Raw genomic sequence first — 12,885 nt, 5'->3', positions numbered from 1 at the left:
CAAGCCGGCTATCGTACTCGTTTTTAACCTAAGGCTTAACTCGGCTTCCGCGCCTCTTCTATTCTTATAGTACGTTTAGCGTAGTCGCAGACTCGTTCGAGTGGACATAAGTGACACTTGGGAATTGATTGACAATATAGTGCGCCGATATCGAGCAAAGCGTAGTTAGCGGCTGCGGGTGACGAAGAGCACTTAGCGATGGAGTCCGCAAGTGTTTGATAGAATCGCGCTCTCGGCTCTAACCTGGGCAGGCCAAAGACTCGGGTAAAGATCCGCCTAGTATTCGCGTCGACTATCCCAACCGCTCTACCAAAGGCGAAACACGCTATAGCCGACGCGGCGTAAGTACCGACTGCAGGAAATCGAACGGAGTTTTCGCGGTCCGCGAGTTCGCCAACGCCATGTCTGGCCAGCGCAGTTCCTAACCCGACCAACTGTCGTGCCCGTTTTCGCCAAAGTCCGAGTGGCCGTAGTGCGCGCTCCAGCAGTCGCACAGGAGCCCTCGAGAGCTGTTTCGGCGTGGGATAGTATTTAAGTAGGTAACTGTGGGTCGGAACGACAGCCTCCGCCCTAGTCCTCTGAAGCAGCACCTCGGCGATCGCAACTGAATACGGTGTTGGCTGACGCCGCCACGGGAAACTTCGTCGGCAGTTCGCATGGAACTCGACCAATCGCCGGGCGACGCGGCGAATCCTTGGCCGTCGCGGCAGGGCCAAAGGATCAGCGGAGCGCTTCCTTTTTGAGTTATCGATTCGCATAATCGTCATCGCCCGATCTCTCATCCGCTCGGAACCATATTTCGTTCACGCGATTTCGCCATACTTGGTTAGAATTATATAAGTAAGTTTGATGAATAACACCGGAAATCGCCTCCGGGGAACCTGCTGTCGATTCTATTCGGCTGCAGGACTCGGTTCGCACGTCTCCTCCCACTAGATAGCAGTTGGCATTTCTCGCTGCCGCGATTTGGGGATTTGCGAAACATCTGCACCAAATAGCTTAGCCGCCTCCAAGCGATTTAACCCCAATAGATCAGTCCGAGTTAGGCCGACGATTCTGGTTGGACGCCGCGTGCTAGTTCCCAGAACCTTCATGATCTCTCTCGCTACGCTTCGGGCGAGCAAAGGGGGTACCGAGTTGCCAACCTGTCGGAAGCCGTGCCACTTTGTAGCGTGAAACCTAAACCAATCCGGGTAAGAGTGCAGCCGGGCTGCTTCCCTAACTGATATGACCCGCGGGAACGACGGATGTAACGGTCGAGGTGAAGTATAGGCGCCGCGCTCGCTTCCTGTTCCCGATCGCAGAGTATTGCAGAGGCCCTCTTTTTCTAGCTTAAGAAATCGACTAGTGGGTTCCGTGTCTCCCGGCGAAGTTGCAGAAAACCGTCGGATGCACAGTTCCGTGTGAAAAGTTCGCATTGATGAGGTGAGAAGTTCTCGGCACCAGGTTCTGCGATATGAGAAATCGAGAGGGTCAGATTCGAGGCCGCGCAGGCGTCGAACATAAGACGAGGCTCGCGCTTCCATAGTCGCAACCATTGATTCGGGCAATCGAACTTCATCGTGACCGTCGAGATATTCAAATTCATCTAGGTCCGGTAGGTCTCCAATCGCCTCCCAAACCGTTGGCCCATTCGGCAATTCGTGAAGCTCAAGAGTAGGCTGGATTCTCTTGGATTCGCTTCGCCTCATTTTTACGTTTACGCAGCCTCTCGGATACACTGGCATTCGGCTTCCTTCTCTGGCGCCCAATAGAAAAAGTCGTCTACGGTCTTGAGGTACCCCAAAGTCGGCAGCATTCAAAATTCGGTAGGGAATGTTTACAGAATAACCAGCCTTCTGAAATTCAAGGATTAACTTTTCGAGGTTTCGTGAATTTCCACTAGACGCAATACCCGGAACATTCTCCATGACGAAGTATCGAGGTCTTATCTCGACTACCAAGCGAAGGAATTGAAAAACGAGCGCATTGCGGTCGTCTTCAGCTAGGCTCTTGCCGATCGTAGAGAATCCCTGACAGGGCGGACCGCCAATAATTACGTCCACGTCAAACTGAGATTGAAGACTTGTAGCACTTATATGCGCTTGCATGCCCCGGCGCGCCGCCTCGAGTAGGTCGCTCGACGAAAGGTGAGCGACGTCGGCGCAAGCCACTTCGGTAAGCGGAAAGTTAAACCGATGGACCGCCGCGTGCACAGGATCATACTCTACCGATGCGACGATGTCAAAGCCAGCTTGCTCAAATCCTAGAGACATGCCGCCAACTCCGGAAAAAAGATCAATTGCTATGGGGCGTCGTTCTCCACTAGGCTTGCTCATAAGGTTACGTATTAGTAGGGTCGCGTTACAAGCCTTTCTAATCCACAGGTTATCGATTCCGTGGAATCGGTGGATAAACGGCCCTGGAAATGAGGTAGCTTATACCAATGCAACACAGTCACGCTCGGAACGTATGGTCTTCAATTCGGAGAAATCATCTCATAAATGCGATTTGGCTGACTGAAATTACGAGCTGGGGGTAGTGCACGCTTGCGCGAGGCCGCAGAAAGGAATGCTCTTCGCGCCTTGGAAGGCCGTCGCACCTACAGTTCGCAAAATCGAATTTGGAACGATTGATTTGTGACACCCCCAAAAAAGAAACGCGAAACCGGCTCGGAATCGGGCACCTGGGTATTGGTCGCGACTATCCTCGGCTCGAGCATGGTGTTCATCGACGGGACCGTGGTCAATGTTGCGCTGCCGGTTATGCAGCGAGACCTGCACGCGACGATGGCCGACATCCAATGGGTCGTTGAAGCGTATGCCCTCTTTCTGTCGTCGCTAATACTAGTTGGCGGCGCGCTCGGCGACCGGTACGGCCGAAAGCTTATGTTCACAATCGGCGTCGCCGGCTTCGTTGTTTCTTCCGTCGCGTGCGGGTTCGCTCACAGTGTCGTGATGATCGCCGTCGCGCGCTCCATCCAAGGCGTCAGCAGCGCGCTTATGACCCCGGAGAGCCTAGCGATCCTCAGCGCGTATTTCACCGGTGCCAAGCGCGCGCGCGCGATTGGGATTTGGTCGAGCGCAACTGCGTCGACCGCATTGTTTGGCCCGGCTTTGGGAGGTTGGATCGTCGACCACGGTGGTTGGCCGTGGATATTTTTCATCAACGTTCCGATCGGAATCGCCGTACTGGCGCTCGCGCTCGCGCACGTACCGGAAAGCCGTGATCCAACCTGCGCCCCCCTAGATTGGATCGGCGCTTCGCTCGGGACATTCGCCTTAGGTGCGATTGTCTACGGACTGATCCTCGCGGGAACGGCCGGCGAGAGCGCTGTTAAGGCGTTCACGTGGACTATTGTTGGTTGCGCCGTGCTCGTCGTATTCATTCTCGTTGAAAAGCGCACAAAAGCGCCGATGATGCCGCTCGAGATCTTCAAATCAAAAGTCTTTAGCGGCGCAAATATCTTGACATTTCTTCTGTACGGCGCGTTGACCGAGTCGACCTATTTCGTCGCGTTCGATATGATCCAAGTCGACCGCTACACACCGACGCAAGCCGGATTGGCGATGCTGCCCTTCATCGGATTGATCGTACTGCTTTCTCGCTGGTCGGGCGGCCTAGTGGCAAAGTTGGGAACGCGGCCTTTGCTCGTGGTTGGCCCGGCGATCGCGGCCATCGGCTGTGCCTTGTTGGCGTTACCAGGCGTTGGCGGTTCCTATTGGACCACTTTCTTTCCGGCGTTCGTGACGTTCGGCTTGGGCATGGCCATCACCGTGGCGCCTCTGACTTCGGCAGTGATGGATGCCGTAGAAGAGCGGCGGCTCGGAATCGCATCCGCGATCAACAACGCAGTTTCGCGGACTGCCGGACTTATCGCGATCGCGGCGATGAGCGCTGTAGTTGTCGCGATTTATCGCGTACAGCTCGAACATTATCTTGCCGTTTTAGATAGTAGTGCCCATTGGCCCGACGCCATTCTGCAGCAGTTGCGCTCGACCAGCGATGCCATGGCCGCGGCGCCAATTCCGCAAAGCGCGACTGGCGCGATGACCAACGAGATTCGAGATGCTATGAATCGATCGTTTGTTTATGCGTTTCGAGTTGCCGCGTTGATCGGAGCAGCGATGGCGGCGCTGAGTAGTGTGATTGCGGCGTTCACGATTGGGGGGATGACTCCAAAAGAGAAGAAAGCGAAGAGCTCTGCGAGCCGTACTACATCCTAATGGCAATCATCGCTTGAACCCTGGCAGACCATAAAGGTCTGCCCTACAGAGATAGCAGCGAGGCGGAGGAACGGTCGATGATCCAGGTGAGGGCGCCGCGGGATGGGGCGACGCCTTGGGATGGGAGCGCGCGGTTATCGCGCGGACCCTCTAAGACGCGCTTTAGGATAGGCGCCTTAGCGATGCCTTCGGCTAAGAATACAACGGCGAGCGCGCTATTGATTGCTGGATAAGTCAACGTGAGCCGCCATGGCGATGGCACGTCGCCACTCACCTTGTTCGCGGTGCACGGCATGTCACTAACATCAAGTGCCTCGGTATTCGGAAATAACGACGCGGTGTGGCCGTCCGGACCGATCCCAAGAAACACCACATCCAATGTCGGGATCGGCGCCCCGAAAAACGATCGCAGTCGCACGGAATAATCCAAAGCACCCAGATGTGGCTCCAGCTCGCCCATCATGCGATGGATATTCGAATCTGGGATCAAACCCTTATCGAGCAAAGCGCGCCGCGCCATGCCGTAGTTGCTCGCGGCATCGTCCGGCCCAACGCAGCGCTCGTCGCTCCAAAATACGTGCGTGTGGCGCCAATCCATGGAATCGGAATATTCCGATCGCGATAGCAGCCTGAGCATACCCTCCGGCGTCTTGCCGCCGGATAGCGCCACCGAAAAACGGCCGCGCGCCCCGATAGCACTGATCGCTGCCGAAACAAATGCTTGGGCGCCCGCGCTTGCGACTTCAGTCGCCGACTCGAGAACGCGCACGCGCGGCGCGGGGCCGCGGCTCATTCTGCGCGCAGCACTGCGTCGAAGAGCGGATTGCGATCGAACGTGGCGATGCAGCGCTCGAGAAGGCTCGCGTCGTCCTGCGGGTCTGCCGCGAAATTCAGGCAGCGGATCTGCACACCGCTGCCATCGGTCGCACATCCGATGAGTCGATGGGCGGCGACATCCCACGTGACGGCGAGCGTCGCGCGCGAGCGCGATGACGACAGCGTGACCGCAGAAATCGAACCCTCGGCTCCCCGCGCGCCGCGCCGCCCGACGATCGAGCTGCGGCCCGCGAGTTGCGGCCGGCGCTGCACGATCCAACCCGCGAACAGCAGCGCGCGCGCCGGGCCGGCGATGGGGCCGTCGACCTTGCCCGCGCACTCAACCGTGCAGTGATCGAATTCGTCGATGAGCGCGATCACGGCTGGATCGTCGAAGCAGGCGGCGACCGTCGCGCGCCACGCCCGCGTGCGCTCCCAATTGAAATCGGAGACCACCATCGAGCCGTTGCGATATTCGGCGAGCCGGCGCAACGTATCAAGCGACGCCGCACCGTCGCCGAAGCGGATCGAATCGACGATGATCTTCGAAGCCAGCGGCGCGACCTGCTTGAACAGCCGCAAGACGAAGGGCGAGCCCCCGCGCCACCAGAGCATCGCGGGCACGTCGCGCTTCAAAGAGCTTGTGATCGCCGACGCCATGCGCAGCGCGCAGTTGGAGTGCGCCGCAAGCGCGACGCCCTCGCTGCAGACGTGCGAGCTATCTTCGTGGCCGTCGCATAAGCCGCCGACCCACGTGCGCACCGCGCCGTCCGGGATGGAGTCATCCAACGCAAACGCGATCGCGCGAATGGGATGGGTAGCGGCCACCTGGTCCACGACCGCCGATACGTCCGCCATCTCAGGCAATTGTTCGACGAACGTCAACAGATTGAGCGTGCACGCGCGCGAGACCGGAGCCTCGCCTTTCAACGCAAGCGTCTCCCACCGAGTGGCAAGCGCAGCATCGACGTCGCCCGCGTCGATCGCGATGAATCCAGCAGGCACGGCCACCGCCGCGCCGTTGTTGGGCGTCACAGGCGGCGCCACGCGCGGCCGTCGGCGGCGAGCAGCGCGTCGGCCTCGTCCGGACCCCATGTGCCGGCGTCGTAGTTGGGGAAGCTCGAGGGCGATTGCGCATCCCACGCGGTGAGCACGGGGTCGATGTGCGCCCACGCGGCTTCCACGCCGTCGGTGCGGTCGAAGAGCGTCTGATCGCCCTTCATGCAGTCGAGGATGAGCCGCTCGTACGGCGACGAATCCGCCGCGCCGAACGTGGCGCCGTAGCCGAAGTCCATGTCGACTGTGCGGATGCGCATGCTCGGCCCAGGGACCTTCGCGCCGATCTTCAGCGTGATGCCTTCATCGGGTTGGATGCGCAGGCTCAGCGAATTGTTTTCCAGTCTCCCGAGGTTGGCCGCGTGAAACGGCGGGTGCGGCGCCTGCTTGAACGAGACCAGGATCTCGGTCGCGCGTTTGGCGAGCCGTTTGCCCGAGCGCACGTAGAACGGCACGCCGGCCCAGCGCCAGTTCTCTATCCAAAAGCGAAACGCGGCATAGGTCGGCGTGACCGATTCGGGCGCCACACCCTTCTCTTGACGGTAGCCGATGGCGTCGGTGCCGTCCACAAAGCCCGGCCCATATTGACCACGCACCGCCTGCGACGAAACTTCGTCGGGCTGGATCGGCCGTATCGCGCTGACCACGCGGATCTTCTCGTCGCGGAAATCGCGCGCGTCGAACGACGTGCACGGCTCCATCGCCACGAGCGACAGCAATTGCAGCGCGTGATTCTGGATGACGTCGCGCACGACGCCGGTCTCCTCGTAGAAATTCGCGCGGCCTTCGATGCCGAGACTTTCGGCGACCGTGATCTGCACGTGGTCGATGTAGCGGCGGTTCCAGATCGGTTCGAAGATGCCGTTGGCAAAGCGGAAGACCAAGATGTTCTGCACGGTCTCTTTGCCGAGATAGTGGTCGATGCGGTAGATCTGATCTTCACCCAGACAGCTCAGCATCTCGGCGTTCAGCGCTTTCGCAGAAGCTAGATCGCGGCCGAACGGTTTTTCCACGATGATGCGCACGAAATGTTGAGGGCCATTTTCTGCGGTCGTCATCCCAGCTTCTTGCAAATTCTGCACGATGGTGCCGAACAGGCTGGCCGGTGTCGCGATGTAAAAAATGCGGTTGCCCGACGTGCCGTACGTCTCGTCGAATTCCTTGAGTTTGGCCTTCAAAGTTTGATAGGCGGCCTTGTCTTTGAAATCGCCGGTCACGTAGTGGGCGCGGTCCGCCAGATCTTTGAGCACGTCGGCTTTGCGCTCGCGCACATCACCAGACGTGGCCACCGCGTCTTTGAGCGATTTTTGGAAATCTGCGTCCGACATCGCGGTGCGCGCAAAACCGGTGACGCAGAATCCGGGCGGCAGCAATTGCGCCTGGGCGAGATTGTAGATCGCCGGCAACAGCTTGCGCGTGGTGAGATCGCCGCCGGCGCCGAAGATGACGAGATGCACAGGCACGGTGGCGCGGTCTTCGCGCAGGCCTTCGCGGAATGGGTTGACGAGTTGTGCGGTTGCCATCTTGGGTTACTTCGGCTTCCCGGCGCTTGCGGCCGGCGCGCCTTCGGCCTTCACCGCGTGGCCGCCGAACTCGTTGCGCAGCGCTGCGATGAACTTGCCGGAGAACGAATCTTGCTGGCGCGAGCGGAAGCGCATCATCAGCGAAAGCGCGATGGTGGGCGCGGGCACGGCCAAGTCGATGGAGTCTTGCACCGTCCAGCGGCCTTCGCCCGTGTCGTCCACGTAGCCGGCGATCTTCTCAAGACCCGGATCGGCTTTGAAGGCGAGCTCGGCAAGTTCGAGCAGCCACGAACGGATGACGCTGCCCTGATTCCACAAGTGGCTCACTTGGCCGAAGTCCAAACCCGCGCCGAATTCCGACGCCTTGATGATCTCAAATCCTTCGCCGTACGCCTGCAGCATAGCGTACTCGATGCCGTTATGCACCATCTTCACGAAGTGGCCGGCGCCGGCCCCGCCGACATACATGTAGCCGTCTTTCGGCGCGAGAGTGAGGAAGATCGGCTCGATGCGTTTGCACGCAGCGGCATCGCCGCCCACCATCAAGCAGTAGCCTTCCTTGAGGCCCCAGACGCCGCCGGACGTGCCGGCGTCAATCAAAGAAATACCCTCTGCGGCCAGCTCTTTTGCCTGCGCCTGACCTTCTTTCCAGTACGAGTTGCCGCCGTCGATGATAGTGTCGCCGCTCTCGAGCAGCGTGCCCAATGTGTTGATCGTGTCGCGCGTGGGCGGCCCTGACGGCACCATCACCCACACCGCGCGCGGCGCCGCAAGCGACTTCACCAGCGCCTCAAGCGAATCGCAGCCGGTCGCGCCTGCCGTCGCCGATGCTTTCACCGCGTCGGCCGACCGATCGAACGCTGAAACTTTGTGCCCGCCATCCAGCAAGCGCTGCACCATGTTCGCGCCCATCCGGCCCAGACCGACCATCCCGATTTGCATTAGGCTTTGCTCCCTCGCGCGCCGCAAGCGGCCGCTATCGTCTTGTTGAATGTCGCAAGTCCGGCATCGATGTCTTTGCCGAGATCGATGCTCATCGCCCGGCGGCCGTGCGTCTTGAGCGATTGCAGATCGCCAAGCGCCTGCGCCTGGATGAGCGTGCCGAAGTCGAATGGCTGGCCCGGTATCGGCAGCGGTTCGCCGCCGCCGTCGCCGACCAATTGGATGAACACGCCTGTGTTCGGGCCGCCCTTGTGGAGCTGGCCGGTGGAGTGCAAGAAGCGCGGGCCGAAACCGGCGGTGGTGGCCACGCGGAACGCGTCGCGCATCTGCACGCGCGCTGCAGTGATCGCGGCGTCGCGGCCCTTCAGATTGCTGATAAATGCCGGGATGTCGATGTAATCGCCGGGTTTGACTTGCGCGAGCAACGCTTCGACCGCCGCCACGTCGTCCGGCGCGACGTGTTCGCTAGCCGAAGCCGTCGCGTGCTCGGCAAGAATGCGATTGGTGTTGTCTTTGCTTTCCTTGACGTTGGGTTCATCGAACGAGTTGATGCCGAGCAGCGCACCGGCAACGGCGGTGGCGAACTCCCAGCGGAAGAACTCGGCGCCGAGATCGAGCGTGTCGCGCAAGGCGATGCGCGTGACCAACTGCCCGGCGGCTTCCAACGCGTCGAGGCCGGCGTCGTTGGACGTGTCGCCAGCAACGGTCAAAGCCACAAAGTGGCGATCTGTGCCGTACGCCGCCGGCTTCCCCAGCGGCTCGCCCGCAACCGGAATCAGACCTTTGCCTTCTTTGCCGGTGCTTTCGGCGATAAGCTGTTCCAGCCACAACGCCATCCCAGCGATGGCCGGCGACGTGACGAACGTGATCTTGTCGCGGCCTTTGTCGTGGGCGCTGCTCGCGATTGATCTGCCCAGCATGACGCCGGGGTTTGACGTGTCGTCGCTGCCAGATCCGCCGCACGCCGCTGCCATCGCCACAGCGCGGGCGAGCATCGTGGCGATGTCCACGCCGGCGCACGCGCCCGGCAGCAATCCGAAATACGAAAGCGCCGAGTACCGGCCGCCGATGTCTTGCGGGTTGACGAACACGCCGCGATAGCCGCGTTCGCGCGCCTGCGCTTCAAGCGGTGTGCCGGGATCGGTGATGCAAGCGAACCGCTGCGCAGCTTGCACGGTGCCCAGCGTGGTGGAAAGCTTCGCCCAGAAATACGAGCCGAAGCAGCGGGGTTCCAAAGTCGTGCCGGATTTCGAAGATTCGATGAACAGCGTGGTGGCGAGATCCACGTGACTCTCCACCGAACGCACCGACTCGGGCGACGTGCTGTCCAGCACCAAGAGCTGCGGATAGCCCTCGCGCGCGCCGAACGTCATCGCGAGCACGATCGGGCACAGGCTGCTGCCGCCCATGCCCATGACCACGACGTGACGGAATCCGTCGCTTCGCAATCCCTCTGCGAACGCCGTCATTTCGGCGACGCGGCCCAGCATGAGGTCGGGGACGGTGAGCCACCCGAGCCGGTTGCGGATGACGGTGGCGGCATCGACGTCGCCGGGTTTCCAAAAATCCGCGTCGTGCGCCCAGACTTTCGCGGCGATGGCGACGTCGTTGCCCGATGTGGCGCCGTTGTCGGGGCTCAATTCTGCGTGCCCGAAGCGACCAGCGACTTTGTCTTTTGTTCGATGACGCCGATCAACTGATCGTACGCCTTCTCAAACGTGACCAGTCCGTCGGCGAGCAGCTTGTCGGTGATGTCTTTGAGCGAGATGCCCAAGGACTCAAGCAGTTGCAATTGCTCTTCCGCCTCTTCCATCTGCCTTTCCAAACGGGCCGCCACTTTACCGTGATCGCGAAACGCGTCGATGGTGGCGGGCGGCATCGTATCCACCGTGTCCGGCCCGATGAGTGCCTCGACGTAGTAGACGTCGGGATATTTCGGGTTCTTGGTGGACGTGCTGGCCCACAGCGGCCGCTGTCTGCGGGCGCTGGCGGCAGCTAGTTTCTTCCAGCGCGGCGACTCGAGGGACTGCAGATATACCGTATACAGCCGCTTCGAGTTTGCGATTGCGGTTTTGCCGAGCAGCCCGTTCAACTTCGCCTTTGTGGCGTCGTCGGCTGCGGCGGCCAACGCTTCGATGCGCTTGTCGGCCTCGGTGTCCACCCGGCTCACGAAGCACGACGCCACCGACGCGATGCGATCCAAATGCAAACCCTTTGCCACGCGATCTTCGAGACCCGAGAAGTAGGCGTCGATTACCCGATCGTAATATCCGGCGCCGAACATCAGCGTGATGTTGACGTTGATCCCTTCGGCGATGAGCCGGCGGATGACCGGCATGCCCGCATCGGTGGCCGGCACTTTGATCATCACGTTTGGCCGGTCGACGAGCGGCCAAAGCCGCAAACCTTCTTTGATGGAGCCTTCGGTATCGTTCGCCAGGTGCGGCGGCAGCTCGATGGACACCAAGCCATCGCCGCCCTTCGTCTGATCGTAGAGCCCGCGGAAGACATCGCACGCCTCGCGGATATCGTCGGTGGTGAGTCTGTCGTACATGTCTTCGGCGGTCTTGCCGGCCGCCGCAAGCTCGCGAATCGCGTCGTCGTAATCCTCGCTGTCGGACACCGCCTTCTCGAAAATCGACGGATTCGACGTGACGCCGCGCAGGCCGTCGTTCACCACCAGATCGGCGAGCGAGCCCGCGCGTGTGAAGCCGCGCCGGATGTTATCGAGCCAGAACGATTGGCCGTAGTCGATGAGTTGGACGAGTGGATTCATGGTGGTGTTCCTTTTTGTATTTTCAATTTTGTATTAGGGCAAGCATCGCTTGCCCATTTTTTGGGTGAGCGATGCTCACCCTAGTACGGCGCCCTTTACAACGCGGTCAGCAGCCCGAGGGCCTTCTCCACAACGTTCTCTGCCGTGAAGCCGAATTGCTTGAATAATACGTCGGCGGGAGCAGATGCGCCGAAGCGCGTCATCCCGATGACGGCGCCGCGTTCGCCCACGTAGCGCTCCCACCCGAACGGCGCGGCGGCCTCGATGGCCACGCGAGCTTTCACGGCCGGCGGAATCACCAAGTCGCGGTACTCCTGAGTCTGCTTTTCAAAATACTCCCAGCATGGCAGGCTGACGACCCGCGTCGGGTGCCCCTGCTTTTCCAGAATGTCGCGCGCCTCGACGCACCATTGCACTTCGGAACCCGTTCCCATGAGCACGATTTTCAGCGCGGCGCTGCCCGACTCACGGACGAGCACGTAGCCGCCCTTGTCGGCGTCGCGTACCGTCGAAGGCTCGAAAACCGGGATCTTCTGGCGGGTTAGCGCTAGCCCGACCGGACCGCCGCGATGCTCCATCGCCAGCCGCCAGCAGATGATAGTTTCGTTTGCGTCGGCGGGCCGCATGATCGTCATGTTCGGCATGGCGCGCAGCGAGGCGAGTTGTTCGATCGATTGGTGCGTGGGGCCGTCCTCGCCGAGTCCGATGCTGTCATGCGTCCAGACGTAGATGGGATTGATGCCCATCAGGCACGCGAGACGTATCGGCGGACGCATGTAGTCGGAGAAGATGAAAAAGGTCGCGCCGAACGGCTTGATGCCGCCGTGCAAGACCATGCCGTTGAGCACCGCGCCCATGCCGTGCTCGCGGATGCCGAAGTGGAAATTGCGCGCCGCAATGGTGCCCGGTTCCACGTCGCCGCCGCCTTTGATGTTCGTCTCGGTGGACGGCGCGAGATCCGCGGAACCGCCGGAGAAAAACGGCACGGCGGCGGCGATGGCTTGGATCGCCTTGTTCGATGCGATGCGCGTCGCGAGCGGTCCGTCGGACGGCGCGAACGTGGGCAGCGAGTCGGCCCAACCAGACGGCAGCGTTCCTTCGAGATCGCGCTTCAACGCAGCGGCGAGGTCGGACTTTTCGGCCGTGTAGGCGTCGTATCGCGAGCGCCAACCGCTTTCCAGCTCGGCGCCGCGATCCACAGCTTTGCGCATGTGCGCCACGACTTCATCCGGCACCAAGAACTGCGCGTCTTCGGGCCAGCCATAAAACTTTTTGGTCAGTTTGATCTCGTCGGCGCCTAAAGGCGAACCGTGCGCGTCGGCCGAGTCTTGCTTGTGCGGCGAACCGTAACCGATATGGCTGCGCATGCGGATGAGCGACGGTCGTGGATCTTTCTCCGCCGCGGTGAATGCGGCATCGATGGCGTCGAGATCGTTGGCGTCTTCTAAGCCTTGCGTGTGCCAGCCGTATGCGTCAAAACGTTTGCAGACATCTTCGTTGTCAAAAGCGAGCGACGTATTGCCTTCGATCGTGATGTGGTTGTCATCGTACAGGCAGATGAGTTTTC

Annotated in this window: 8 protein-coding genes; 1 reads left to right on the top strand and 7 read right to left on the bottom strand. The window is 60.6% G+C overall.

What is annotated here, in order from left to right:
* Positions 1–2,618 precede the first annotated feature (2,618 nt).
* Positions 2,619–4,205 (top strand): MFS transporter, encoded by a 1,587-nt coding sequence (locus VII69_01065; protein HEY5093687.1) that lies wholly within the window; start codon positions 2,619–2,621, stop codon positions 4,203–4,205.
* Between the two features lie 43 nt (positions 4,206–4,248).
* Here VII69_01065 and pgl read toward each other — a convergent pair whose 3' ends face one another.
* The 7 genes from pgl to VII69_01030 form a co-directional block, all read right to left on the bottom strand.
* Complete coding sequence (gene pgl, locus VII69_01060) at positions 4,249–4,998, bottom strand: 6-phosphogluconolactonase (GenBank protein HEY5093686.1); 750 nt, start codon at positions 4,996–4,998, stop codon at positions 4,249–4,251.
* Complete coding sequence (locus tag VII69_01055; GenBank protein HEY5093685.1) at positions 4,995–6,068, bottom strand: glucose-6-phosphate dehydrogenase assembly protein OpcA; 1,074 nt, start codon at positions 6,066–6,068, stop codon at positions 4,995–4,997. The genes pgl and VII69_01055 overlap by 4 nt, the downstream gene beginning before the upstream one ends.
* Positions 6,053–7,600, bottom strand: coding sequence for a glucose-6-phosphate dehydrogenase (zwf, locus tag VII69_01050; GenBank protein HEY5093684.1), 1,548 nt, complete (start codon positions 7,598–7,600; stop codon positions 6,053–6,055). The genes VII69_01055 and zwf overlap by 16 nt, the downstream gene beginning before the upstream one ends.
* Before the next feature lie 6 nt (positions 7,601–7,606).
* The gene (gene gnd, locus VII69_01045; protein HEY5093683.1) at positions 7,607–8,542 is read right to left on the bottom strand and encodes a decarboxylating 6-phosphogluconate dehydrogenase; all 936 of its coding nucleotides are present in this window, start codon (positions 8,540–8,542) and stop codon (positions 7,607–7,609) included.
* Positions 8,542–10,182 (bottom strand): hypothetical protein, encoded by a 1,641-nt coding sequence (locus tag VII69_01040; GenBank protein ID HEY5093682.1) that lies wholly within the window; start codon positions 10,180–10,182, stop codon positions 8,542–8,544. The genes gnd and VII69_01040 overlap by 1 nt, the downstream gene beginning before the upstream one ends.
* A complete protein-coding gene (tal, locus tag VII69_01035; protein HEY5093681.1) occupies positions 10,179–11,318 on the bottom strand; it encodes a transaldolase in 1,140 nt (379 codons plus the stop codon). Before tal ends, VII69_01040 begins: the two co-directional genes overlap by 4 nt.
* Before the next feature lie 95 nt (positions 11,319–11,413).
* A partial coding sequence (locus VII69_01030) for a transketolase (protein HEY5093680.1) occupies positions 11,414–12,885 on the bottom strand: 1,472 nt, incomplete at its 5' end.

The organism is Candidatus Eremiobacteraceae bacterium (assembly GCA_036511855.1).
In the GTDB taxonomy this organism is placed as follows: Bacteria; Vulcanimicrobiota; Vulcanimicrobiia; order Eremiobacterales; family Eremiobacteraceae; genus JABCYQ01.
Note: the sequence above shows the minus strand (reverse complement) of the source record. Positions and strands in the feature narration are given on the sequence as shown.